Here is a 24207-nt window from a genome sequence, read left to right on the forward strand (position 1 = left end):
GAAACAGAGAGTTAAAGACCGAACAGCTGCGCTTTGATTTTTAGCCACGGAGCTTTTTTTGGCTGAGTCGTTCGGCTTTTAGCTAAATCCTTTGGGCGCGCGAAGCGTCGATGGTCCAACGATCAATTCGTTTCCGCGCGTTCGCGCTTCCTTGCCAGCGTAGAATTAAATCATGACTCCCTTTGCAATGTACTTAGATGAAATCAATCTGGAATGCGAGGAAAAGCGCGCCCACGCCGGCCTGACGCGGCGCGTCGCCGAGATTGGCCTCCTCTCGCATGCGCCGGTTGGGGATCTCAACACAACCGATCCCTTGAATATTCTGTCGCTGCCGGCGCTTTTGCTTGATCTCGATGGCTGCGTCGTCGAGAGCAACGCTGCGGCAGGGGCGCTGTTCGACAATGACATCAGGGTGCGCCAGCGCCGCCTTTTCATCCGAGATCCGGACGCCCGCAACAAGCTGCGCATCTATGTCGATCAATTCGAATATGCGACGCCGCGCTTTGCCCCGTCGATCGAGCCGATCATTGTGCCGCGGCAGGAGAAGCTGCCAGTCCTGGTCCGGATCTGGCCGATTGACAGCGGCGCGCGCTGGCCGTCGTCCGACGTACGGGCGCTTTTGACCTTGAATTCCCTTGGGCCTCGTCCCGGACCGCCAGCCGCCCTGCTCGCCAAGATCTTCTCGCTGACTCCGTCCGAAGCCAAGCTCGCGGCGATCATCGCGCGAGGCGTCGGCCCGGACACGGCGGCGATCGAGCTCAATATTTCGCGCGAAACCGCCCGCAACCAGTTGAAGTCGATCTTCGCCAAGACGGGAACCCACCGGCAAGGGGAACTGGTCGCGCTTCTGCTGCAAGTCTGACGCGGCCGCCGGCTTCGGGCCGAGCGTCGGAACGGGCGCGCCGACGCGGTTGACGCCGAGGATCGGCGCCATCGCGGCAAATCCCGCCCACGGGCGATGCTCCAACTTGTTGATGTGGAGCGATTTCTGATCGACCAATGATTCCATTCGGTCGGAATGCGTTCTAATCCGTCAAATCGGCGAGAATCGCCCGCCGCGCATTGGCCCCCTTCGCCAGCAGATGGACATGCCACTCGCGGGCGCCGAGACGCAACAGCGCCGCGACCGTCGCGCTTGCCCCGGCGAAGGCCCTGCTGCCAGGACAGCAGAGTTCGAAGGCGCCGAGTCTGCGGCGCTCGCCCGCAGCATTAAAGCCCATGGCGAGAACGACGGCGCTTTCGAACGGCGGAAGACCACCAAGATCGCCGCCGCCGAGGTCATCGGCGGCAGAAACGGGAAAGACGGAGAAAATATAAGAGCGGCCGGAAGTGGCGCGCCATTTATGAAAGCGACCGGCGAGATCGCCCCCTGCAAGGCAATGCAGCGGCGTGTTTCGCAATGGCTGACGGCAATCGGAGCCGCCATTCTCGCCCCAATAGAGCGCAGGCGTTTCCGCGTGGGTCTGGCCTTTTTGCGAAAGACGAAGGACGACGCCCATCTGTTCCAACTCCATCAAAAACGCCTGGAACAGACATAGAACAAACGGAGATTTTGTCAACCTTATGTGCAGATTTGTTCTTGATTTTGGCGTGAGACGCTTGACGCCGCGCAAAAATTCAAACGGTCGCCAGCTCCGAAGACAGGGACGGATTTGCGACGATCGCCTCGGCGATCAGTTCCTCCGTCGCCGCCTCGATACGGCTTTGCAGAAGGCGCATGAATTTATGCTTGTCGACGTCGGCGGCGATCGGCGGCAAGAACTGGATAACCACGCGCCCGCGACGCCGCAAGAAACCCTGACGTGGCCAGAACAGGCCGGAGTTGAGCGCGACCGGCACGCAGACCGCCCCCGTCGCGGCGCAAAGATGCGCGACGCCTGCCTTATAGTCCGGCGCGGCGCCGGGGAGCGTCCGCGTTCCTTCCGGAAAGATGAACACCTGGCGGCGCTCGTCGATCGCCACGCTCACCTGCCGCGTCAGCTCCGCCAGCGCCTGGCCGCGTCTCGCCCGTTCGATCCCGATCTGGCCGGCGCCTTTCAGGTACCAGCCGAAAAACGGAATCGCCATCAGTTCGCGCTTGAGGACGAAAGTAAAATCATCCATCTGCGTCGTTAGCGCGAAGGTCTCCAGCGCCGACTGATGCTTCGCCGCGATGATGCAGGCGCCGCGGGGTAAATTCTCCCGGCCGCGAAACTCCACTTTCAGACCGCAGATCTTGTCGAGCAGCCAGAGTGAATTGCGCGCCCACAGACGGGCAAGATCCTGCACGGCCCCGCGCTTCATCAAGAGAGTCGGCAATCCAGCGAAGGCCAGCACGGTGATGTTGACGTAAAACGCAACATTGAAAAGGATCGAGCGGATGACGGTCATGGCTTTTGTTGGGACGCGCTGTAAACGAGCCGCGCGCGATGCGATCCGCGGGAGGCGACGGTTTTGGGTCATATATAGGCGCGGGGCGCTATTCGAAAGCTGCGCCGCGCCAGATGGCTGTCATCGATGAAGTGGAGCCGGATCTCGCCCGCCAGGCTAAAAACCGCCTCGGTTCAGCTTTGTTTGCATTTCTGCCGGAACGCCTTGCGCTCCTTGCCGTGCAGCCCCTTGGCGTCGGCCTGAGTCGAACATTCCTTGGCTTTCGCTTTTTTGGCCTCGTCGGAGAGGCCGCTCGCCTTGCCCGTCGCGCCGGCAGCTGCGGCAGGCGCGGCGGCGGGACTTGCGGGCGCCGCCGTGGGCGTTTGCTGGGCGAAGCCAGCTGCGACGGACGACAGGATGAGCGAGCCGGCGAGCAGAGAAGAAAGCATGAGCTTCATGGAAGCGCCTTTTCAGTTGAAACGATTCGCCCGCAGTCGAACAGGCGGGCCGCGACCTTAAGGTCGAACTGGCGGCAAATCAAAGGCCGGCGCGCTCCGCGCCGCGGCAGAGATTTTTGTCTTTACATATAAAGATATCTGCATATATATGTTGCTGCCCCTGAAGATGGACGCCATGACCCAATCTCACGCTCCATTCGACGTCGTTCTCAACGCTCTCGCCGCTGCAGGTGAAGCGACCCGCCTTCGCCTGCTCGCGCTCCTCGCCGAAGCCGAACTGACCGTCACCGAAATCGTCACCATTCTTGGCCAGTCGCAGCCGCGCGTCTCGCGCCATCTGCGCCTGCTCGCAGAAGCTGGCCTCGTCGAGCGCCATCGCGAGGGCTCCTGGGTCTTCTTTCTGATGAGCCAGCATGGGCCCGCTGCGGGCTTTGCGCGCGACATCGTCGCAAGGCTCAACGCGGAGGAGCCGCTCCTTGGCGCCGACAGGGCCCGCCTTGCCGAAGTGCGGCAGGCGCGCGCCGAGCAGGCGGCGCGCTATTTTGCCGCCCATGCGGCGAACTGGGACGAGCTTCGCGCGATGCATCTTCCCGAGGAGCGCGTCGAGGCGGCGATCGTCGACATCGTCGGCAAATCGCCGATCCATGCGCTGCTCGACCTTGGCGCCGGCACGGGGCGGATGCTTGAACTTCTCGCGCCGCTCGCCGCGCGCGCCGTCGGCGTCGATCAGTCGCCGCAGATGCTGGCTGTCGCACGCGCGCGCCTTGAGCGCGCAGGCCTGCGCAACACGCAATTGCGGCAGGGCGACATTTACGCGCTTCCGGTCGAACCCGACCATTACGATCTCGTCGTCATGCATCAGGTGCTGCATTATCTTGACGATCCGCTGCGCGCGATCCGCGAGGCGACGCGGGCGCTGCGGCCGGGCGGACGGCTCCTCATCGTCGACTTCGCGCCGCATCAGGAGGAGCATCTGCGCGCCGCCCATGCGCATCGCCGTCTCGGTTTCGCCGGCGAGGAGGTCGCGGGCTTCATGCAGGCGTCCGGTCTCGACGTCGCGCTGCGCCGCGATCTCGCCCCAAATCGCAGCGAAGGCCGCAAGCTCACGGTGTCGATCTGGCTCGGACAAGACCGACGAATTATCTCCGATCAACTTCCTTTGACCGCGCGAGAAGTCGCATGAGCGAACATCCAACCTGTGAATTGCCGCGCGCGAGCCGCACGCATTGCCCCGATATCCGCGTCTCGTTTGAGTTTTTCCCGCCGAAGACGGTCGCCATGGAGGCGCTGCTGTGGGAATCGATCAATCGGCTTGCCCCGCTCGGGCCAAGCTTCATGTCGGTGACCTATGGCGCCGGCGGATCGACCAGAGAGCGCACCCATCAGACTGTTGCGCGTCTCGCCAGGGAGGCCGTTGTGCGGCCCGCCGCGCATCTGACCTGCGTCGGCGCCTCGATGAAGGAGATCGACGGCATCGTGCAAGGCTATTGGGACGCCGGCGTTCGCCATATCGTCGCCTTGCGCGGCGATCCGCCGGACGGGCTTGGCGCGACATTCGAGCCGCATCCGCAGGGCTATAAGAATTCCTGCGCGCTCGTTGCCGGCATCAAGCGCATCGGCGATTTCGAGATTTCCATCTCGGCCTACCCGGAACGCCATCCGGAAAGCCTGTCGCTTGACGCCGACATCGACTTTCTGCGCGCCAAGGTCGACGCCGGCGCGAGCCGGGCGATCACCCAGTTCTTCTTCGAGAACGAAATCTATCTGCGCTATCTCGACCGGCTGCGCGCGGCGGGCATTGATATTCCGATCGTGCCGGGCATCATGCCGATGCAGAATTTCAAGCAGACTGCGGGCTTCGCCAAAAAGACCGGCGCCAGCGTGCCGCAATGGCTCGCCGACCGCTTCGAGGGATTGGATGACGATCCTCAGACAAGGCGGCTCGTCGCAGCGACCGTCGCGGCGGAGCAGGTGCTCGACCTTGTCGATCACGGCGTGCGCGACTTTCATTTCTACACCAACAATCGCGCCGATCTCGTCTACGCCATTTGCCATCTCCTCGGGCTGCGGCCGAAACCTGAACAAAAAGAGGCCGCCTGAATGACCCATCGCTTTGACGGAGCAGAAACCCGAGCCGCTTTCCTCGACGCTGCGCGGAAAAGAATCCTGGTGCTCGACGGCGCCATGGGCACGATGATCCAGCAGCATAGATTCACGGAGGAGCAGTTCCGCGGCGAGCGCTTCGCCGATTGGCCGAGCGATCTGCGCGGCAACAATGATCTTTTGAGCCTGACCCAGCCGAAGGCGATCGAGCAGATTCATCGCGCCTATATCGACGCCGGCGCCGACATCATCGCGACCAACACTTTCAATTCGACAAGCATTTCGCAGGCCGACTATGGCATGCAGGAGCTTGTCTTCGAGCTGAATTACGAGTCGGCGCGGCTTTGCCGCGCGGCCGCCGACGCCGCTGAAAAAAAAGACGGGCGGCGCCGGTTTGTCGCCGGCGCGCTTGGTCCGACGAGCCGCACGGCCTCGATCTCGCCGGACGTCAATAATCCGGGCTTTCGCGCCGTCAGTTTCGATGAATTGCGCGCGGCCTATGACGAAGCCGCGCGGGCGCTGATCGAGGGCGGCGCCGACCTTCTGATCATCGAGACGATCTTCGACACGCTGAACGCCAAGGCCGCGCTTGCCGGCGTGCGCGACGCTTTCACCACGCTTGGCGTCGAGGCGCCGGTCATGATTTCCGGCACGATCACCGATCTTTCCGGGCGCACTTTGTCCGGTCAGACGCCGACCGCCTTCTGGCATTCCCTGAGCCACGCCGATCCTTTGACGATCGGGCTCAACTGCGCGCTCGGCGCGCGGGAAATGCGCGCCCATCTCGCCGAACTCTCGCGCGTCGCCGATACGCTCGTTTGCGCCTATCCGAACGCCGGTCTTCCGAACGAATTCGGCCTTTACGACGAAAGCCCTGAATATATGGCGAGCCTTGTCGGCGAATTTGCCGACGCAGGCCTTGTCAATGTCGTCGGCGGCTGCTGCGGCACGACGCCCGCGCACATCCATGCGATCGCCAAACGCATCGAGGGGATTGCGCCGCGCGAGATCCCGCAGATCGCGCCCTTGCTGCGCCTGTCGGGCCTCGAGCCCTTCGTGCTCACGCCTGAAATTCCCTTCGTCAATGTCGGCGAGCGCACCAATGTCACCGGCTCGGCCAAATTCAGAAAGCTGGTCAAGCAGGGCGATTTCGCCGCCGCGCTCGATGTCGCGCGAGATCAGGTCGCGGCCGGCGCTCAGATCATCGACATCAATATGGACGAGGGCCTGCTCGACTCCGAAAAGGCGATGGTCGAATTCCTGAATCTCATCGCCGCCGAGCCGGATATCGCGCGCGTGCCGGTCATGATCGATTCCTCCAAATTCTCGGTGATCGAGGCCGGGCTGAAATGCGTGCAGGGCAAATCGGTCGTCAATTCGATCTCGATGAAGGAGGGGGTTGAAAAATTCATCGCCGACGCCCGCACGGTGCGCGCCTATGGCGCCGCCGTCGTCGTCATGGCTTTCGACGAGAAGGGCCAGGCCGACACCTTTGAACGCAAGGTCGAGATCTGCGCCAAAGCCTATCAAATCCTGACGCAGGAAGCGGGCTTTCCACCCGAAGACATCATCTTCGATCCGAATATTTTCGCGATCGCGACGGGCATCGAGGAGCACAATAATTACGGCGTCGACTTCATCGAGGCGGCGCGGGAGATTCGCAAACGCTTCCCGCTCGTGCACATCTCCGGCGGCGTCTCCAATCTGTCCTTCTCGTTTCGCGGCAATGAACCGGTGCGCGAAGCGATGCACGCCGTGTTTCTCTACCACGCCATCCAGGCCGGCATGGATATGGGCATCGTCAACGCGGGCCAGCTCGCGGTCTATGCCGAAATCGAGCCGGGACTGCGCGAGGCCTGTGAGGACGTGGTGCTCAACCGGCGTCCCGACGCGACCGAGCGGCTGCTTGCGATCGCTGAAGGGTTTCGCGGCCATGGCGTCGAAAAAACCGAAAGAGACCTCGTCTGGCGCGAGCAGCCGGTCATCAAGCGGCTCGAACATGCGCTGGTCAACGGCATCACCGAATTTGTCGAGCGCGACGTCGAAGAGGCGCGCGCCGTGTCCAGTCGCCCGCTCGATGTGATCGAAGGTCCGCTGATGGCCGGAATGAACGTCGTCGGCGATCTCTTCGGCGCCGGCAAGATGTTCCTGCCGCAGGTCGTCAAATCGGCTCGCGTGATGAAGCAGGCGGTCGCCTATCTTCTTCCCTATATGGACGAGGAGAAGCGCAGGAACGGCGGCTCGGAGCGCTCCACCGCCGGCAAGATCTTGATGGCGACAGTCAAGGGCGACGTGCACGATATCGGCAAGAATATCGTCGGCGTCGTGCTCGCCTGCAACAATTACGAGATCATCGATCTCGGCGTTATGGTGCCCGCCGCGAAGATTCTCAGCGTCGCGCGGGCTGAAAAAGTCGACGCCATCGGCCTGTCCGGCCTTATCACGCCGTCGCTTGACGAGATGTGCTATGTGGCCGCCGAAATGGAGCGCGAGGGTTTTGACCTGCCCCTGTTGATCGGCGGGGCCACAACAAGCCGCGTGCACACGGCGGTCAAGATCCACCCGAACTACACGCGCGGACAGACCGTCTATGTCAATGACGCCAGCCGCGCGGTCGGCGTCGTGCAGTCGCTGCTTGGCGAGAACGCGCGCGATGCGGCCGAGACCTTTCGCGCCGAATATGAAAAGGTGGCGGCGGCGCACCGCCGCGGCGAAGCGGAAAAGCTCCGCCTGCCGATCGGCAAGGCGCGCGCCAATGCGCTAAAAATCGATTGGGCCGGTTACGCTCCGCCGCGTCCGATATTTACCGGCTCGCGGGTGTTCCGCAGCTACGACGTCGCGGAATTGATTCCCTACATCGACTGGACGCCTTTCTTTCAGACCTGGGAGCTGCGCGGCCGCTATCCGGCGATCCTCGACGATCCCAAACAGGGCGAGGCGGCGCGCAGCCTCTTTGACGATGCGCAGGCCATGCTGAAGCGCATGGTCGAGGAGCATTGGCTCGATCCGAAGGCGGTGATCGGCTTCTGGCCGGCCAATTCCGTCGGCGACGACATCGCGCTCTACACCGGCGAGTCGCGCACGGAAAAACTTGCGGCCTTCCACACGCTGCGCCAACAGCTGATGCGCCGCGATGGAAAACCCAACATCGCCTTGTCGGATTTTATCGCCCCCGAGGGCGGCAAACCCGACTACATCGGCGCTTTCGTGGTCACGGCGGGGGCGCAGGAAGGCAAGATCGCCGACCGCTTCGCCAAAGCCAATGACGACTACGGCTCGATCCTCGTCAAGGCGCTTGCCGACCGCATCGCCGAGGCTTTGGCCGAGCGCATGCATGAACGCGTGCGGCGCGAATTCTGGGCCTATGCGCCTGACGAGGCGATCTCCGAAGACGATCGCTTGCGCGAAGAATATCGTGGCATTCGTCCCGCGCCCGGCTATCCGGCCCAGCCCGACCACACCGAAAAGGCGACGCTGTTCGACCTGCTGGCGGCTGAAAAGCGGATTGGCGTTTCGTTGACGGAAAGCTTTGCGATGTGGCCCGGCGCCTCGGTGTCGGGGCTCTATTTCGCCCATCCTCAGGCGCATTACTTCGGCGTCGCCAAGATCGAGCGCGATCAGGTCGAGGATTATGCGTTGCGCAAGGGGATGAGCGTCGCCGAGATGGAGCGCTGGCTGGCGCCGATCCTCAACTATGATCCGGCGAGCGTCGCGGAGGCCGCGGCGGCGGCGGAATAGACGCGACGCTCCAAATTTTCGGCGATCGCCTCTTAAGCGCGGGGGCGCATCGCCAGCAGCTTTCTCAAAGTGGCGACGGTTGAGAAATCAGCGATCCCGTCGACCAGCGCCGGCCGGAAATGGCGCTGGAAGGCGCGGATGACGCATTGGGTGCGCGCGTCATAGGCGCCGCTGACCGGCGCGCCATAGCCATAGGCGCCAAGCATCGCCTGCAATTCCTCGACCTCGGCGCCGCGTGAGTCATGGTCGATCCGCGGTCCCTCAGCGATCGGGCAGGGGGCGACATAATGGCCGATCCCCGAATGCGCGAGCCAGTCCCAAGGGAAAAACTCGCCCGGGTCGATTTTGCGGTCGGGCGCGATGTCCGAATGGGCGAGCACGCGGTCGGGGGCGATTCGCCAGCGTTCGATGATATCGCGGCAAAGCGCCGTCACGGAGGCGATCTGCGCCTCTGGATAGGGATGCGCAGCGTGACCGTCCTTGTGGCCGGGATGGGCGATTTCAATGCCGATCGAGACGTCGTTCATATCGGTCTCGCCCGCCCAGATGCCGCGTCCGGCGTGCCAGGCGCGGCGCGCCTCCGGCACCAGCAGCATGATCTCGCCATCCGGCATCACGACGTAATGGGCCGAGACCTCGCTCGCCGGGTCGCACAACAGCGCCACCGCGGCCTGGCCCGTCGGCACGCCGGTATAATGCAGGATGAGCGAGTTTGGCGTCTTGCCGCCCTTGCGCTCGCCGTGGTTCGGCGAGGCGCATAGAGTCATCGGCAGCGCGGAATGCGTCTTAGTAACCAGCATAGCCCTGGCAGAATGGATTGCCATAAGCGTCCCAGACCACGCGTGCGCAACGCGGCGGCGGCGGCGGCGGCGGATAATAGCCGGGCGGCGGCGGCGGCGGATTGGGCGGACGCGTATTGGCGCCGACGATCGCGCCGGTCGCGGCTCCAAGCACGCCGCCAAGCACCGCGGAACCGACATTGCCGCCAGCAAGGCCGCCGATCGCGGCGCCGGTCGCGCCGCCAAGGCCGGCGCCGCTGAGCGCCCGCTGTTCCGGCGTGTAGCCGCAGCCGGCAAGCGCCAGAGAAGCTGCGACGGCGACCACGAAGGGAAGGTTTTTCTTCATGCCTGTTCCTAGCATTGCGTCTATCGTCGCGCCAATCTCGCGACGAAAGCGGGAGGGTCAAGTCAGAACCCGGTTTTATTAAGGATTTGCTACGTTCCTGCGCCTTTTTCGACACATCAGCGTCGGCCGTCGCAGAAAAGCAAAGCGCATTGACGCGGCGCGGCTTCAGGCCTATCCCGCAAGCGCCAGTCGGCTGGATGGCCGCCGCCTCAGGGTGGAGGAAAGTCCGGGCTCCACAGAGAAACGGTGCCGGATAACGTCCGGCGGGGGCGACCCCAGGGAAAGCGCCACAGAAAACAGACCGCCATCCGGCTTGCGTCGGGGGTAAGGGTGAAACGGTGCGGTAAGAGCGCACCGCGCGCATGGCGACATGAGCGGCACGGCAAGCCCCACCGGGAGCAAAACCGAATAGGGGCGACGCGGGGCGAAGGCCCCAGATCCTTCTCTGGATTGTCGCCCGGGTTGGTTGCTCGAGGCGGCCGGCAACGGCCGTCCCAGAGGAATGGCCATCGCGCGCCGTGGATTTCTGCGGCGCCGTACAGAACCCGGCTTACAGGCCGGCTGGCGCCCCTCACGGCGAAATTGGAGCCGCGCGTCGGGCGCGGCTCCAATGCTTCGCCATTTTTAAGCCTGACCGAACCGGCCCGAGGCATGCGCCAGCATGGTGTAGACCATGCCGGTCTCCGAGGCGAGATAGCTCTGCGTCATGGCGGCGTCGGCGCCGTCGTGATCGAGGTCGTTGAGCAGGCGTTCGAATTCCTGCACATAGCGGTCGATCGTCGCGCGGAACTCCGGATTGAGCCGGTAGCGCCGGCGCACTTCATCAAAGGTCTGGCGGCCGCGGCCGATATAGATCCGCTCGAAGAAGGGCCGCGGTTCGCCACGGCGATAGCGATCCCAGGCCGCGGTGAAGGCTTCGGAGTCGATCATGCCGGCGATGTCGAGCGAGATGCCTTCGAGCGGCCTGGCGTTTTGCGCCGCGGTCGCGGGCGGAGCGCTGAGCGGCGCAGGCGCGAGGGCCTTCGGCCGCAGATCGCGCTGCGGGCGGGCGGGCGCCGTCTCTTCGGTCGAGGCGCGCGCGAGGAGGTCCGACAGCCATCCGCTGCGCTCCGCAGGCCCCGCCGGACTTTGCGGCTGGCGCGGCGCGATCGGAGCCGGCGGTTCGGGGGCGCGCGCAGGCTCTTGCGGACGAACCGGCGGCGACGGGCGGAGGGTGGGGGCGCCGGCGCCGGACCGTTCGGCCGGCGCCGAGACGTCGAGCGAACGACCGGAGCGGGTGACGATGTCGCTCAATTCCTTCAGCGCCCGGATCTCGTCGGCGACGATCTTGCGCATCGAGGCGGCCTGCAGCGCCGTCTCCTGCGGCAGTTCCGCGACGCTCGTCTTCAAAAGCTCCCGCGTCGCGGCCAGTTCGTCCTGAATGTTCCGCGCCATGTCGCGAAGGTCGGCGACGGACGACTGGAAGCGCTCCGAACTCTGGCTGTAGAAGCCGTCGATTTCGGCGGTGGCCTCCTCGCAGGCGAGCCGCATCGCCGCGGCGGCCCGTTCGCGTCCCTCAACGACAGTGGCGCGGATGCCCGCCAATTGCTGGCCGGCCTCGCCGGCGGCGGCTCCGACGCTCTCCGTCATGAAGGCGCTGATTTCACGGGCCCGACCTTCGACCGTCTCGAACGCCTGCTCCATATTTTCCGAGAAGGCGCCCATCATCGCCTCAAAATCACGACGGCGCAGCTCCAGCGCGCCGATTAGCGTCTCAAGGGAAGCGCGCCGCGTCTCAAGGGATTGATCGAGTTCGTCCTGCGAGCGGACAAGGTCGCCGGCCGACGAGGCGATCGCATCGCGATGCGCGGCGATCATTTCCGCAAGGCCGCCCGCCTCGCGCACGGTTGCTCCGGCCGCCTCGTTCAGCCGCGCGACTTCGCCCGAAACGGCGGCGAGCACGGTCCGGAATTCGTCCATGCGGCGGCCGAGCGTCGTCTCGACGCCGGCGAAATCGACGTTGGCGTTCGAGATTTGCTCCTGCAGCGCGACGCTGCCGGCGACAAGACGATCGATCACTTCTTTCATTTCCGCGCCGAGTTTGCCATTGGCGTCGATCAGGGCGCCGAGCGATTGTGCCGCGCCGGCCTCGAAGGCGTCACGCAGATGCGCCGCCGAGCGGTCGATGGCCTCGGCGAGCTCGATCTGCTTGGCACCAAGATGCTGCACGATGGCTGAGCCGCGGCCTTCGATCGTCTGCGTCACGAGATCGCCGACACTCGTCATCTCGTCGGCGATTTCGCCGCCGCGCGCGGAGAGGGCCGCGACGAGATCAAAGCCGCGCCGGTCGAACAGGTCGCGCAGGCTCTCGGCGCTTTCGAGCAAGCCCTGATGCAGCGCTTCGCCGCGTCCGCCGAGCGCGCCCTCGATATCGGCGAGCCGGTCGGCCAGAACGAGACTGATCTCATTGACGCGCACGCCGAGCGCATCGCCGATCTCGCCTGCGCGGCCGGCGAGGGTCGCGTCGAGATCTTCTGTCGCCTGCGTGAGCAGATCGCGGATTTCGGCGGCCCGTCCAGACAGCGAGGCGGCGACATGCCCTTGCTCGCGGTCGAGCGCGGCATTGATGTCGCTCGCGTGCTGACCGAGCGTATCGCCGATTTCGCTGGTGCGGGCCGCGATGGCCTCGGCCACAGCGCGGCCGCGCGATTCGAGCTCGTTCGCGGTGAGGTCGAGCCGGCCTGCGATCTGCGTTTCGAATTCGGCCACGCGCGTGTCGAGCGTCGTTGCGATCGAGCGCGCCTGCGCCGCGAAGGTCGCGTCGATCTCCGCCGCCCGATCCGACAGGCTTTGCGCCAGATCGGCTGCGCCCGAGGCGAGCGCGGCCTGGATCTCCCTCGCCTTGTCGTCGAGCGCGTGGATCACATTGTCGCTGCCTTCGCCCAGCATCCGCGCGAGTTCGCCGGCGCGCGCGTTGAGGGCGGCGTCGAGCGCCATGGCGCGCGATGCAAAGCCGGCGTCGAAGCGTTCGGTCAGCGCCTGCAGCGTTTGTCCGATTTCCTGCGCTCGCGCTGTCGTCCGGTTTTCGAAGTCGCCGATCTGTCCTTCGAGCGCCCGCGCCGTTTCGCCGGCGCGCTGGGCGAGCCGTTCGTTGAGATCGCCGCCGCGCACGGTCAGCGTGTTCTCGATCGCGCCAAGACGGTCGGACAGCGTCGCCGTGAATCGCTCGGTCTGGTCGCTAAGATTCGAGGCGACTGCGCCGCCGTGATCGAGGAATGTCTCCTCGAACATCGCGAGGCGCGAGGACAGCGCCTCATTGATGCGCTCGCTATGGACGGCGATCGCGTCGATCGCCTGTGAGGCCGTTTCGACGAAGCGGTCGTTGAGGTCGCTTGCATGGTAGCCGATGGCGGCGGCGGCCTGCTGCGCCGTGGCGTCGAAGCTTTCCTGCAGCGCCTGGGTTTCGCCGGCGAAAGCCAGCACCGCTTCCTGGCTGCGCGCGGACAGGTGGTCGGTGAGCTCGCGCGCCTGGCTTGTCAGCGTGGCGAAGGCTTCGCCAAGCATCAGGGTCAGGCGCTCCTCGAGGCCCGCCGTATGGTCGGCGAAGGCGCCGAGCGACTGGCGGCCGATCCCTTGCAGGCGATCCTGCATCTCGTCCGAATAGCCGGAAAGCGCGCCGAGCGTTTCGCCGAGGGTCGAGGCCAGTCTGGTCTGCAAGGACTCGGTATGGCTGGCGAGCGCGCCGACCGAACGTTGCGTCGTCGCCTCAAGGCGTTCGTTGACGCGGTCGGTCTGCGCCCCGAGGGTCAGCAGCGTTTCGCCGACAGCGGCGTTCAGGCGCTGATTCACATCGTCGGCGTGTTTTGTCAGGGAGCCAAGCGTCTCGCCGACGGCGAGGGCGAGCCTCTCGCTGAGCGCCTCGGTGCGCGCGCCAAGAGCATTCGCCGATGAATCGGCGCTCGAGGCCAGCCGCGCGCCCATTTCGGAGGCGTGCGCGTCGAGCGCCGCCAGCGATTCGCTGAGCGTCGCGCGCAGGCGTTCGCGCAGGGAGTCGGTCTGGCTTGTCAGCGCCCCGGCGGAATTGGCGGCGGTTGCTGCGAGCTGTTCGCTGATTTCGGCGGCGTGGTCGCTCAGCGCGCCGAGCGTCGTCGCGACGGTTCCCGCGAGCCGCTCGCGCAACGCTTCGACCGGAGAGGTCAGCGCGTCGGCCGACTGGCGGGCGGTTTCGGACAGGCGCGTGCTGACGTCATCGGTATGCGCGGTGAGGCTCGCAAGCGCCTCGGACAGCGTCGCTTCGAGCCGCTCATGCACGCTTTGGGCATGGCCGCTGAAGGCGTCGACCGTGAATTGCGCCGTCGAATCGAGGCGGCCGCTCATCGACTCAGTGTGCTGCGTCAGGGCGCTGAGAGTCTCGGCGAGCGTGTTGTTGAGGCGCTGATGCAGCGCTTCGCTGTGTTCGGCGAAGGCGCCGATCGAATAATGCGCGGTCGCCTCGAGACGCTCGCTCATCTCGATGGAATGCTCGTCGAGCGCGCCGACCACGGCGCCGAGCCTTTCATGCAGCGCTTCGGTCCGTTCGGCGAGCGCGCCGGCCGACAGATCCGCGGTGGCCGCGAGGCGCCCGGCGATGGCGTCGGAATGCTCGTCGATTGCGGCGACGACGGCGCCAAGGCGCTCCTGCAGCGAATCCGCCTGGCCGGCAAGAGCGCCCGCCGATTGCTGCGCAGCCGCCTCGACGCGGCGGGCGATCTCTTCATTATGCGCCGTCAAAGCGGCGATAGCGGCGCCGAGCCGCTCGCGCAGCGCCTCGGATTGGCCGGCTACGGCGTCGGCCGACTGTTCCGCGGTTGAGGCGAGCCGTTCGCCGATGGCGTCCGATTTTTCGTTGAGAAGGCTCAGCGCGGCCTCGATGCGCTGCTCCAGAGCCTGTGTGCGCTCGGCCAGGGTTCCGACCGAGTCGCGCGCGCTCGAAGCAAGCCGGCGGCTGATTTCGCTGGCGTGTTCATTGACCGTCCTTGCGACCGCGCTGAGCCGGTCCTGCAAAGCCGCTGTCTGTTCGGCGAGCGCGCCGACAGAGCTTTCCGAAACGACGGCGAGGCGGCGGCCGATCTCCTCGAGATGCGTGTCGACCGCGTCGATGGTCGCGCCGAGCTGCGCCTGCAGCTCATCGGTCCGGGCAGCGAGAGTTTCGCTCTGGTCGCGCGCGCCGTCGGCGATGCGCCGGGCAATCTCGTCCGACCGTTCGTTGGCCGTGTCGACGGCGGCGGCGAGGCGCTCCTGCAACGTCTGCGTTTGCGCGGCGAGGGCGCCGGCCGAGTCCTGCGCGCTCGCGGCGAGGCGGCGGCTGATCGAATTCGAATGTTCGTCGAGGGCGTTGACGGTGGCGTTGAGACGTTCGTGCAAGGATTCCGTCTGGCTGATAAAGGCGCCGAGCGAGTGCTCGCTCAGGGCGCCGAGGCGCCCGCCGAGATCCTGCGCATGGCGGTCGAGCGCTTCGAGCGTCGCGCTGATTTGATGCTGCAGGCTCTCCGCATGGTCGCCGAGCAGGGTGGCGGAGCGGCGCGAGGACGCGTCGAGCTCTTCGGCGACCTGCCCGGAGCGGTCCGCGAGCGCCCCGAGGGTTTCCTCGACCGTCGCCGCCAGCCGCGCATGAAGCGTCTCCAGCGTTCCCGAAAGCCGCTGCTGCACTCCCTCGGTCTGATCGCCGAGCAAGGCAGCCGAGCGGCGCGAGGAAGCGTCCAATTCGGCGGCGACCTGTTCGGAGCGTTCGGCAAGGGCGCCGAGCGTGTCGTCGATCGTCGCGGTCAGCCTTTCATGCAGCGCTTCGGAACGGCCGGCGAAATCCGTGGCCGCCTGTTCGGCGGCGGAATCCAGCCGTTCGCTCATGAACGCCGAATGATCGTTGAGCGCGCCAAGCGTGCCTTCGAGCGTTGCGGCGAGCTGCTCGCTCAGCTGCTCGCTGCGGCCGGCGAAGGCGGCGATGGCGTCATCGGTCGTCAGCGAAAGATGCGTATGGACGCGATTTGCGTGATCGTCGAGCCGCGTAACTGTTTCCTCGACCGAATGGGCGAGGGTTCCGCGCAGGCTCTCGGCATGGGCGGACAGGGTCGCGGCGGTCGATTCAGCGGCGGCCAAGAGATTTCGCTGCAAGTCGCCGCCGGTGCGGTCGAATTCCGACTGCAGGCGGTCGCTGCCCGCTCCGAACAACGCGACCAGGGATTGGCCCGACTGGTCGAGCGTATCGCGGGCGGAGCTGACGCGCTCCGTGATCATCTGGCTGAAGCGGTCGCCGGCTTCCGCGAGGCTCTCGCCGAGCGCGCCGCCCTGAACGGCCACCACCTCATGCAGGCGTCCGCTTGTTGCTTCGAGCCGAGTCGCGAGGCTGTCGCCGCGCGACGTCACGGTGTCAGCGATGTCCGCGCCGACGACCGAGAGCCGCTGGGCGAGGGAGTCCCCGCGCGCGCCAAGATCGGCGGCGAGCGCTTCCTGCGCATCCCTCAGACGGGCGTTGATCTCCGCGAGGCGCTCGTCCAGGGTCTGCGCGACGCCGGCGCTCGCCTGCGCGAGATCGGCGGTCGCCGCCTCGCCGCGCTGGGTCAGCCGGCCGACGAGGTCGTTGCCGTGGTTCGAGAGGCTCTCGATCAGATCGTTGCGGCCGCGGTTGAGCGCATTCGTGATCTCCTCCCCCTTGGCGTTGAGCGCGGCGCCGACCTCGGCCGCGGCCGCGCCGACCCGCTCGGAAAACCGTGTCGAGACTGTCTCGATATCGCGCGAGACGGCCTCATGGGTCTGGGAAATCGCGCCGCGGACGCGGTCGGCGTTGGCGAGGACGGAGTCCCGCTCCGTGGCGAGTTCGTCGATCAGGGCGCGAACGCGCCGCTCATTGTCGAAATAGGAGCGCTCCAGATTGGAAACTTCGGACCGCACCAGCGTCTCGAGTTCGCCGGCGCGCGCCAGCGCCCGTTCGATGCCGTCGCCCATCGAGGCGACCTCGCGCCGGATTGCCTGCGACAGTGTCACCATCTGTTCGGTCGCCGCCGTCTCCGGCGATGCGAGGCGCAGCGCCACTTCGGTCATGGAGCGGGCGGTGACCCGCATCTCCTGGGCGCGTCGGATCATCATCGCTGTGATGAAGAAGAACACGACCGGTCCGGCGATCGTCAGGAAATAGAGGGCTCCGACGGGAAGGGTCGAACCCTCCGGACCGGCAAAAAGCGCCTCGCGGTGGGCCAGCAGATAGCCGAGCGTCAGCGCGACCCAGGCGAGCGAGGCGATCGCGGCGACGATGGTCGGCGTCCGGCTCGGCCGCGCCTGAAGCTTGCGCAGCATCTCGCCGGCCGAATGGCGGTCGTCATTGGCGGGAGATGCGCTGCGCCGGATCTGGCCCGAGGAGGCTTCGGCGACGGCCGCAGCGAAGCTCGATCCCGGCGAGGGCAGCAGCGGGTCCTCGCTGGTTGAAGGCATGCGTGGCCCATTGCCGGCGCCGCGAAGGGGTTGCTTTTCGCTGTGGCTTGCCTCTGGGGGCGCCTCGACCAAGGGCTCCTGCGACGCTCCAAAGGGATCGCCGCCGCGCAGGTTCAGCGCTTCTTCGATGGCAAGAAGCGCCTCCGCAGCCGGATCGTGGATTTTGGGGGAGCGCGCCATCTGGTTCCTCTTTAAAGATATTCACGAGGGCGTTTAAGGTCTAGCGGCAGTCGAGCAGCGCAGCGCAAGCGTAAAGTTAATCAAATGTTACTTTACATCCCCATCCCATGGATTCAAACCGCAGCCGGAAAGCGACTGGAAACATCGTTAACGCGGCGGTCGCCGCTCTCGGGCGAGGACATGAAAAACTGCGCGCCGGCGCGGCCATGGGTCGGCCTGATTGTGGCGTTGTTGCGACGATCCGGTTGGGCGATCGCCGGGCGCCCGAGCCCTTATCTCCGGGCGAGGCGCGTCCTTTATTTCGCTGTTTCGGGATCAGCCATTCCGCTCTTGCAGGATCGGCGAACTTCGGCCATGAACTGCGGCTGAAAGATTAGACCTTAGTCCTTGTCCGAGGCTGGAACATTCGCGGGACGCCGCCGGCGTCCGCAATTTCTTCGCCGTAACAGAGCTTAAGCGACATTCATGCCGAAAATAACTTTCGTCGACTCCCTCGGCGAAGCCCGAACCGTCGACGCGGAAGTGGGCTCGACCGTGATGGAGGCCGCGATCCGCAACGCGATTCCCGAGATCGCCGCCGAATGCGGCGGCGGCTGCGCCTGCGCGACCTGCCATATCTATGTCGACGACCCTTGGGGGACGCTGACCGGCAAGGCCTCCGAGCAGGAGGAAGACATGCTGGACTTCGCCTATGCGGTGCAGCCGAATTCGCGGCTCTCCTGCCAGATCACGGTGACGGAAGAGCTCGACGGGTTGCATGTGACGACCCCCGACCGTCAAGGCTAGCCCCTTTTTGCAAATTGGCGGCGCTGCGATTTGCAACGCGGCCAAGCTGCGGCTAGAGCATGTCGCGTTCAGATGGAATCGTCTGGATGATGACGACATGCTCCAACTTATTGATGTGGAGCGATTTCTTGTCGATCACATGTGGTCGATAGGCGCTCTAGAGCATGGCCTTAGAGGATCGCGCGCCGAATTCCCGGTGTTTAAAGAGGGGATTGCGCCTCGGGTGAGGCCCGCCGGGGCGCAGGCGGGGCCGCCATTTGCGACCGGCGCAAGGAGCATTTTATGAGCGAAACCATCAAGACCGACGTGGTGATCGTCGGCGCCGGGCCGGCCGGGCTTTTCGCCGTCTTCGAACTTGGCCTTCTGGATATCAAGAGCCATCTCGTCGACATCCTGCCGAAGGCTGGCGGCCAATGCAGCGAGCTCTACCCCGAAAAGCCGATCTATGACATTCCCGGCTATCCGATTGTCACCGGGCAGGGCCTCGTCGATAATCTGCTGCAGCAGATCGAGCCGTTCCATCCGACGTTCCATTACGGCGAGATGGTCGAGGCGATCGAACCGCTTGGAACGGCGGAGGCGCCGCTGTTCAGGGTGAGCGCCACCGGCGGCAAGATATTCGAGTGCAAATCCATCATCGTCGCGGCGGGCGGCGGCTCGTTCCAGCCAAAAAAGCCGCCGATCGAGGGCATCGAGGCCTATGAGGGGAGTTCCGTCTTCTACGCCGTGCGCAGGATGGAGGATTTCCGCGGCCGCCACGTCGTCATCGTCGGCGGCGGCGATTCCGCGCTGGACTGGACGCTCAATCTCCAGCCGATCGTCGAACGGCTGACGCTGATCCATCGCCGCGACGATTTCCGCGGCGCGCCGCATTCCGTCAAGGCGATGCGCGAACTGGTTGCAAACGGCCTCATCGATCTGCATATCGGCCAGGTCGCCTCGCTCACAGGCGAGGGCGGGCAATTGCGCGGGCTGACGCTGAAGGGCGCCGACGGCGCCTTGCGCGACATTGCCTGCGAGCGGCTCATCCCCTTCTTCGGCCTCACCATGAAGCTCGGGCCGGTCGCAGAATGGGGGCTGAATCTGCATGAAAATCTGGTGCCGGTCGACACGGAGAAATTCGAGACGAATGTGCCGGGCGTCTTCGCGATCGGCGATATCAACACTTATCCCGGCAAGCTGAAGCTGATCCTGTGCGGCTTTCATGAGGGGGCGCTGGCGGCGCAGAAGATCCACCGCTACGTCTATCCGGACAAGAAGCTGACTTTCCAGTACACGACGTCCTCGACCAATCTGCAGAAAAAGCTCGGAGTCCATTAACGCCGGCGTCACGCCGAAGGAGCCGCCATGAACCGGATCGCGCTTTATACCGGCTCCTTCGATCCTCTGACGAATGGCCATCTCGACGTCATCGCCAGCGCGGCCTCTATCTGCGACGAACTCGTCGTCGGCATTGGCGCACACCCGTCCAAGTCGCCGTTGTTCAGCGTCGCCGAACGCGCCGCGCTGATCGAGCAATCGTGCCGGGATTTTCTCAAAGAGCGCTCCTGCCGCCTGTCCGTGCGGCCGTTTTCGGGCCTTGCTGTCGAGGCGGCGCGGGAAGCAGGGGCGCAAATGCTGATCCGCGGGCTGCGCAATGGCTCCGATTTCGACTATGAGGCGCAGATGGCCGGCATGAATGCGGCGATGGCGCCGCAGATCCGCACCGTGTTTTTCGCGGGCTCGCCGGGGGTTGGCCATATTACCGCGACATTGGTGCGCCAGATCGCCGCGATGGGGGGAGACGTCTCGCGTTTCGTGCCGCAGCCCGTGCTGCGCGCGCTCGAGGCAAAAAGCAAAACGAGCGGCTGACGTTCGTCAAACAGGGACCAAAATCCGATGATGCTGAACCGATTGATCGCTGGCCTTGGCCTCGCGTTGACGCTTCTGGCGGCGGGCGCTCCCGCGCGCGCGCAAGACCTTAAAGACACCGTCTATCTCGACACCAAGGACGGGCGGATTACGATCCAGCTGCGCCCCGATCTCGCGCCAAAGCACGTCGCCCAGATCGAGGCGCTGACCAAGCAGGGATTTTACGACGGCATTGTGTTCCATCGCGTGATCGACGGCTTCATGGCGCAGACCGGCGATCCGACCGGCACCGGCATGGGCGGCTCCAAGCTGCCGAACATCAAGGCCGAATTCTCCAACGAGCCCTTCGTGCGCGGCACTGTCGGCATGGCGCGCTCGCAGGACCCTGATTCGGCCAATTCGCAATTCTTCATCACCTTCGCCGACGCCTCCTTCCTGAACAAGAATTACACCGTCGTCGGCAAGGTCGTCTCCGGCATGGACGTCGTCGACAAGATCAAGAAGGGCTCGAAAGCCGACAATGGCGCCGTCAGCGCGCCCGACAAGATCGTCAAGATGCAGATGGCAAGCGAGCCCGCCAAGAAATAAGCCGTCCGCCGGCGCGCCGGTTCATCTTTGGCGCCGGTTTACCTTGGCGAGCGCATCGGCTATGTGATCGCCAAAGGCGGCCGCCGCCCAACCTTCGCGCGGCCGTCGCTCTCTTCACCCGCCGCGCCACCATCAGGCGATTTCCTGTCGCTGTCGCGCCTCTCATTTCTCATGCAGGAGTTCCCATGACGGAAGCCGGCAACACCCTTACCCTCGAGACCACCAAAGGTCCGGTCGTCATCGAGATGCGGCCGGATCTCGCGCCGGGCCATGTCGCTCATATCAAGAAGCTGGTCGAAGAAAAATTTTACGACGGCGTCGTGTTTCACCGGGTGATCGACGGCTTCATGGCGCAGACGGGCTGCCCGCATGGCACCGGCACGGGCGGATCGACATATCCAAACCTCAAGGCCGAGTTCAATGCTGAGCCGCATGTGCGCGGCGTCGTCTCCATGGCGCGGGCGCAGGATCCGAATTCCGCCAATTCGCAATTCTTCATCGTTTTCAACGAAGCCCGCTTCCTCGACAAGCAATATACCGTCTGGGGCAAGGTCGTCAGCGGCATGGAGAATGTCGACAAGATCAAGCGCGGCGAACCCGTGCGCGATCCGGATAAGATCATCAGCGCCACGCTGAGCTGAGTTTTGGGCGGCCGGCGCAGCGCGGCCTGACGGCCATCGTCCATGCGCGTCGATCAATTTGATTTCGATCTGCCGGACGCGTCCATCGCGTTGCGTCCCGCGCTTCCGCGTGATTCCGCCCGCCTCCTAGTCGTGCGCCCCGGCGGTTCGTCTCCAGCCACGCCCGATGACCGTCTCATTCGCGATTTGCCGGAATTGTTGGCGAGGGGCGATGTGCTCGTCGTCAATGATACGCGCGTTATTCCCGCGCGGCTCGACGGGTTTCGCGCCAGGGGCGAGGCTTTGGCGCGGATCGAGGCGACCTTGCACAAGCGCGAGAGCGGCGATCTCTGGCGCGCCTTCCTGCGTCCGGCGAAAAAGCTGAGAGCCGGCGAGACGATCGTTTTCGCATTAGGTGACGAAAAGCTCGCCGCGCGCGTCATCGAAAAGGGCGAGGGCGGCGAAGTCCTGCTTGGCTTCGAGGTCGCGGGCGCCGAGCTCGACCGCGCGCTCGACCGCGTCGGGCATATGCCGCTTCCGCCCTATATTTCATCGAAGCGCGTCACGGACGAGAGCGACGCCGCAGACTATCAGACGCTGTTCGCAGATCGTCCAGGCGCTGTCGCGGCGCCGACCGCGAGCCTTCATTTCACGCCCGCGCTGCTGGCTGCGCTCGTGGCAAAGGGCGTCCAGATCGCGCGCGTCACCCTGCATGTCGGCGCGGGCACCTTCCTGCCGGTCAAGGCGGAGGATACCGACGATCACAGAATGCATGCCGAATGGGGCGAGGTCAGCGCCGAGACGGCTGGCGTCCTCAACGCCGCGCGCCGCGCCGGACGGCGCATTGTCGCCGCCGGCACGACAAGCCTGCGCATTCTTGAATCGGCGGCCAGCCCGGATGGCGCCCTTATGGCTTTTTCCGGCGACACTTCGATTTTCATCACGCCAGGCTACAGCTTTCGGGCCGTCGATCTGCTGTTGACCAATTTTCATTTGCCGCGCTCGACCCTGTTCATGCTGGTCTGCGCCTTCAGCGGACTGCAAACCATGCGCGACGCCTATCAACACGCCATCGAGGCCGGCTATCGATTCTACAGCTATGGCGACGCCTGCCTGCTCCATCCCGCGGCTCCCCGAGGCGCCGCATGAGCGGGGAGTTCGCCTTCAGGATCTTCAGCGTCGATGGCGCGGCGCGCACGGGCGCGATCTCCACATCGCGCGGAACAATCCGGACGCCAGCCTTTATGCCGGTCGGCACGGCGGCCACCGTCAAGGCGATGCATCCAGAAGCGGTCCGCGCGCTCGGCGCCGACATCGTGCTCGCCAACACCTATCATCTGATGTTGCGTCCCGGCGCCGAGCGGATCGCCGAGCTTGGCGGCCTACACCGCTTCATGAACTGGTCGGGGCCGATCCTTACCGATTCCGGCGGCTTTCAGGTGATGTCGCTCGCCAAGCTGCGCAAGCTCGACGAGAACGGCGTCACTTTTCAGTCGCATATCGACGGTTCGCGCCATGTGCTGACGCCCGAGCGCTCGATGCAGATCCAGGATTTGCTCGGCGCCGACATCCAGATGCAATTCGACGAATGCGTGAAGCTGCCTTGCACGGATGCCGAGGCGCGCCGCGCCATGGAGCTGTCGCTGCGCTGGGCCGAGCGGTCGAGGAAAGCCTTTGCGCATCAGCCGGGGCGGGCGCTGTTTGGCATCGTGCAAGGCGGCGCCTCGCAGGCGCTGCGGCTGGAAAGCGCCCGCGCCCTGGTCGGGATGGAGTTTGACGGCTATGCGCTGGGCGGCCTCGCCGTCGGCGAGCCGCAAGACATCATGCTGGCGATGATCGAGTGCACGGCGCCGCAGCTGCCGTTGTCAAAGCCGCGCTATCTTATGGGCGTCGGTTCGCCCGACGATCTGATCGAGAGCGTCGCACGGGGCGTCGACATGTTCGATTGCGTGATGCCGACGCGGGCAGGGCGGCACGGGTTGGCTTACACGCGCGCGGGAAAACTCAATCTGCGCAATGCGCGCCACGCTAACGATCCGGCGCCTGTCGATCCCGGCTCGACGAATGAGGCGACGCGAACCTATTCGCGCGCGTACCTTCATCATCTCGTGAAGTCGGGCGAAATTCTTGGCATGATGCTGCTGACCGAGATCAACCTCGCCTATTATCAGGAGCTGATGGCGGGCATGCGGGCGGCAATTGCGGCCGGCAGCTTCGATGCGTTTCGCGCTGAGACGAAAGAAAGCTGGCGCGGCGGCATGATCGCGGGGGAGGAGTTCTGATGCTTGTAGTCTGGGGACGGCGCAATTCGGTCAATGTTCAAAAAGTCCTGTGGTTGATCGGCGAGCTGGGTCTCGCCTATGAGCACATCCCGGCGGGGGGGCCGTTCGGGCGCATGCACGACCCGCGCCTTCTTGCGCTGACTCCGCACGGCCGTGTGCCGGTGCTCGAGGACGGCGAGCTCGGGATCTGGGAGTCGCAGGCGATCCTCAGATATTTGGCCGCGCAATATGGGCAAGGCCGCTTCTGGGACGAAAAACCAGCAGTTCGATCGAGGATCGACGGCTGGATGGATTGGTCGCAGAGCGCGCTGCAGCCCGAATTTCTCAACGGCGTTTTTTATGGATTCTATCGCACGCCGGAAGCGCAGCGCGACTGGTCGGCGATCGAAAAAAGCCTCGCCCGATGCGGCAGCTATTGGAAGATTCTTGATGATGTCCTTGCGAGGCGCCCGTATCTTGCCGGCGATAGTCTGTCGCTTGCCGATATCCCGGCTGGCGCCTTGTTGTACCGCTATTTTGAACTTGAGATCGAACGCCCGAGCCTTCCGAACGTCGAGGCTTGGTATCAGCGCCTGCAGCAGCGCGCGGCCTATCGCGAGCATGTGATGGTGCCGTTTGTCGAGATGCGAGGGCGCCTCGATTATTAGATGACGATCATTTTGCCTTGGCGGCCTGACAGCGCCG

Annotated in this window: 18 protein-coding genes and 1 other RNA gene; 13 read left to right on the plus strand and 6 right to left on the minus strand. The window is 64.9% G+C overall.

The window, feature by feature from the left end; genetic code table 11:
* The first annotated feature begins 172 nt into the window (after nucleotides 1–172).
* Nucleotides 173–862 carry a helix-turn-helix transcriptional regulator gene (locus tag CR492_RS01465; RefSeq protein WP_146030134.1) on the plus strand — a complete coding sequence of 230 codons (690 nt, stop codon included), beginning with the start codon at nucleotides 173–175 and terminating at the stop codon, nucleotides 860–862.
* A gap of 163 nt (nucleotides 863–1025) precedes the next feature.
* Here the strand turns inward: CR492_RS01465 and CR492_RS01470 are convergent, their stop codons facing one another.
* The 3 genes from CR492_RS01470 to CR492_RS01480 form a co-directional block, all read right to left on the minus strand.
* Nucleotides 1026–1514, minus strand: coding sequence for a hypothetical protein (locus tag CR492_RS01470; RefSeq protein ID WP_146030135.1), 489 nt, complete (start codon nucleotides 1512–1514; stop codon nucleotides 1026–1028).
* Between the two features lie 103 nt (nucleotides 1515–1617).
* A complete protein-coding gene (locus tag CR492_RS01475) occupies nucleotides 1618–2370 on the minus strand; it encodes a lysophospholipid acyltransferase family protein (protein ID WP_102841924.1) in 753 nt (250 codons plus the stop codon).
* Between the two features lie 173 nt (nucleotides 2371–2543).
* The gene (locus tag CR492_RS01480) at nucleotides 2544–2807 is read right to left on the minus strand and encodes a PsiF family protein (RefSeq protein WP_102841925.1); all 264 of its coding nucleotides are present in this window, start codon (nucleotides 2805–2807) and stop codon (nucleotides 2544–2546) included.
* A gap of 175 nt (nucleotides 2808–2982) precedes the next feature.
* Between CR492_RS01480 and CR492_RS01485 the strand changes: the two genes are divergently transcribed.
* The 3 genes from CR492_RS01485 to metH are packed head-to-tail and all read left to right on the plus strand — an operon-like array spanning nucleotide 2983 to nucleotide 8648.
* Nucleotides 2983–3990 (plus strand): ArsR family transcriptional regulator, encoded by a 1008-nt coding sequence (locus CR492_RS01485; RefSeq protein ID WP_102842332.1) that lies wholly within the window; start codon nucleotides 2983–2985, stop codon nucleotides 3988–3990.
* The gene (metF, locus tag CR492_RS01490) at nucleotides 3987–4907 is read left to right on the plus strand and encodes a methylenetetrahydrofolate reductase [NAD(P)H] (RefSeq protein ID WP_102841926.1); all 921 of its coding nucleotides are present in this window, start codon (nucleotides 3987–3989) and stop codon (nucleotides 4905–4907) included. Before CR492_RS01485 ends, metF begins: the two co-directional genes overlap by 4 nt.
* Nucleotides 4908–8648, plus strand: coding sequence for a methionine synthase (metH, locus tag CR492_RS01495; RefSeq protein WP_102841927.1), 3741 nt, complete (start codon nucleotides 4908–4910; stop codon nucleotides 8646–8648).
* Nucleotides 8649–8680: 32 nt separating this feature from the next.
* On the opposite strand, the gene CR492_RS01500 is transcribed toward metH, so the two are convergent.
* Both CR492_RS01500 and CR492_RS01505 read right to left on the minus strand, forming a co-directional pair.
* Nucleotides 8681–9448, minus strand: a complete 768-nt coding sequence (locus tag CR492_RS01500) for an N-acetylmuramoyl-L-alanine amidase (RefSeq protein WP_102841928.1) — start codon at nucleotides 9446–9448, stop codon at nucleotides 8681–8683.
* Entirely contained in the window at nucleotides 9435–9773 is a 339-nt protein-coding gene (locus CR492_RS01505; protein ID WP_102841929.1) for a hypothetical protein, read from the minus strand. Before CR492_RS01505 ends, CR492_RS01500 begins: the two co-directional genes overlap by 14 nt.
* Before the next feature lie 185 nt (nucleotides 9774–9958).
* On the opposite strand from CR492_RS01505, the gene rnpB reads away from it, so the two are divergent.
* An RNA gene (gene rnpB, locus CR492_RS01510) (RNase P RNA component class A) lies at nucleotides 9959–10342 on the plus strand.
* Nucleotides 10343–10397: 55 nt separating this feature from the next.
* Here the strand turns inward: rnpB and CR492_RS01515 are convergent.
* Nucleotides 10398–17396, minus strand: coding sequence for a hypothetical protein (locus CR492_RS01515; protein ID WP_102841930.1), 6999 nt, complete (start codon nucleotides 17394–17396; stop codon nucleotides 10398–10400).
* Nucleotides 17397–17861: 465 nt separating this feature from the next.
* On the opposite strand from CR492_RS01515, the gene CR492_RS01525 reads away from it, so the two are divergent.
* From CR492_RS01525 to CR492_RS01560, 8 genes are all read left to right on the plus strand, one after another.
* On the plus strand, nucleotides 17862–18182 hold the full coding sequence (locus CR492_RS01525; protein ID WP_102841932.1) for a 2Fe-2S iron-sulfur cluster-binding protein: 321 nt from the start codon (nucleotides 17862–17864) through the stop codon (nucleotides 18180–18182).
* 282 nt (nucleotides 18183–18464) lie between these two features.
* Nucleotides 18465–19502, plus strand: a complete 1038-nt coding sequence (locus tag CR492_RS01530) for an NAD(P)/FAD-dependent oxidoreductase (protein ID WP_102841933.1) — start codon at nucleotides 18465–18467, stop codon at nucleotides 19500–19502.
* Nucleotides 19503–19529: 27 nt separating this feature from the next.
* The gene (gene coaD / locus CR492_RS01535) at nucleotides 19530–20033 is read left to right on the plus strand and encodes a pantetheine-phosphate adenylyltransferase (RefSeq protein WP_102841934.1); all 504 of its coding nucleotides are present in this window, start codon (nucleotides 19530–19532) and stop codon (nucleotides 20031–20033) included.
* A 27-nt stretch (nucleotides 20034–20060) separates the two neighbouring features.
* Entirely contained in the window at nucleotides 20061–20621 is a 561-nt protein-coding gene (locus CR492_RS01540; RefSeq protein WP_432431188.1) for a peptidylprolyl isomerase, read from the plus strand.
* A gap of 185 nt (nucleotides 20622–20806) precedes the next feature.
* The gene (locus tag CR492_RS01545; RefSeq protein ID WP_102841935.1) at nucleotides 20807–21262 is read left to right on the plus strand and encodes a peptidylprolyl isomerase; all 456 of its coding nucleotides are present in this window, start codon (nucleotides 20807–20809) and stop codon (nucleotides 21260–21262) included.
* A gap of 42 nt (nucleotides 21263–21304) precedes the next feature.
* Nucleotides 21305–22390, plus strand: coding sequence for a tRNA preQ1(34) S-adenosylmethionine ribosyltransferase-isomerase QueA (queA, locus tag CR492_RS01550; protein ID WP_102841936.1), 1086 nt, complete (start codon nucleotides 21305–21307; stop codon nucleotides 22388–22390).
* Nucleotides 22387–23523 (plus strand): tRNA guanosine(34) transglycosylase Tgt, encoded by a 1137-nt coding sequence (gene tgt / locus CR492_RS01555; RefSeq protein WP_102841937.1) that lies wholly within the window; start codon nucleotides 22387–22389, stop codon nucleotides 23521–23523. The genes queA and tgt overlap by 4 nt, the downstream gene beginning before the upstream one ends.
* Nucleotides 23523–24170, plus strand: a complete 648-nt coding sequence (locus CR492_RS01560; RefSeq protein WP_102841938.1) for a glutathione S-transferase family protein — start codon at nucleotides 23523–23525, stop codon at nucleotides 24168–24170. The genes tgt and CR492_RS01560 overlap by 1 nt, the downstream gene beginning before the upstream one ends.
* The last annotated feature ends 37 nt before the right edge of the window (nucleotides 24171–24207 follow it).

The organism is Methylocella silvestris (assembly GCF_002891535.1).
Taxonomy (GTDB): Bacteria; Pseudomonadota; Alphaproteobacteria; order Rhizobiales; family Beijerinckiaceae; genus Methylocapsa; species Methylocapsa silvestris_A.

What these genes read in the sequence shown, in the direction of transcription:
- CR492_RS01465 (WP_146030134.1), top strand. Translation starts at nt 173, where the DNA reads ATGACTCCCTTTGCAATGTACTTAGATGAAATCAATCTGGAATGCGAG.
- CR492_RS01470 (WP_146030135.1), bottom strand. Translation starts at nt 1,514, where the DNA reads ATGGAGTTGGAACAGATGGGCGTCGTCCTTCGTCTTTCGCAAAAAGGC.
- CR492_RS01475 (WP_102841924.1), bottom strand. Translation starts at nt 2,370, where the DNA reads ATGACCGTCATCCGCTCGATCCTTTTCAATGTTGCGTTTTACGTCAAC.
- CR492_RS01480 (WP_102841925.1), bottom strand. Translation starts at nt 2,807, where the DNA reads ATGAAGCTCATGCTTTCTTCTCTGCTCGCCGGCTCGCTCATCCTGTCG.
- CR492_RS01485 (WP_102842332.1), top strand. Translation starts at nt 2,983, where the DNA reads ATGACCCAATCTCACGCTCCATTCGACGTCGTTCTCAACGCTCTCGCC.
- metF (WP_102841926.1), top strand. Translation starts at nt 3,987, where the DNA reads ATGAGCGAACATCCAACCTGTGAATTGCCGCGCGCGAGCCGCACGCAT.
- metH (WP_102841927.1), top strand. Translation starts at nt 4,908, where the DNA reads ATGACCCATCGCTTTGACGGAGCAGAAACCCGAGCCGCTTTCCTCGAC.
- CR492_RS01500 (WP_102841928.1), bottom strand. Translation starts at nt 9,448, where the DNA reads ATGCTGGTTACTAAGACGCATTCCGCGCTGCCGATGACTCTATGCGCC.
- CR492_RS01505 (WP_102841929.1), bottom strand. Translation starts at nt 9,773, where the DNA reads ATGAAGAAAAACCTTCCCTTCGTGGTCGCCGTCGCAGCTTCTCTGGCG.
- CR492_RS01515 (WP_102841930.1), bottom strand. Translation starts at nt 17,396, where the DNA reads ATGGCGCGCTCCCCCAAAATCCACGATCCGGCTGCGGAGGCGCTTCTT.
- CR492_RS01525 (WP_102841932.1), top strand. Translation starts at nt 17,862, where the DNA reads ATGCCGAAAATAACTTTCGTCGACTCCCTCGGCGAAGCCCGAACCGTC.
- CR492_RS01530 (WP_102841933.1), top strand. Translation starts at nt 18,465, where the DNA reads ATGAGCGAAACCATCAAGACCGACGTGGTGATCGTCGGCGCCGGGCCG.
- coaD (WP_102841934.1), top strand. Translation starts at nt 19,530, where the DNA reads ATGAACCGGATCGCGCTTTATACCGGCTCCTTCGATCCTCTGACGAAT.
- CR492_RS01540 (WP_432431188.1), top strand. Translation starts at nt 20,061, where the DNA reads ATGATGCTGAACCGATTGATCGCTGGCCTTGGCCTCGCGTTGACGCTT.
- CR492_RS01545 (WP_102841935.1), top strand. Translation starts at nt 20,807, where the DNA reads ATGACGGAAGCCGGCAACACCCTTACCCTCGAGACCACCAAAGGTCCG.
- queA (WP_102841936.1), top strand. Translation starts at nt 21,305, where the DNA reads ATGCGCGTCGATCAATTTGATTTCGATCTGCCGGACGCGTCCATCGCG.
- tgt (WP_102841937.1), top strand. Translation starts at nt 22,387, where the DNA reads ATGAGCGGGGAGTTCGCCTTCAGGATCTTCAGCGTCGATGGCGCGGCG.
- CR492_RS01560 (WP_102841938.1), top strand. Translation starts at nt 23,523, where the DNA reads ATGCTTGTAGTCTGGGGACGGCGCAATTCGGTCAATGTTCAAAAAGTC.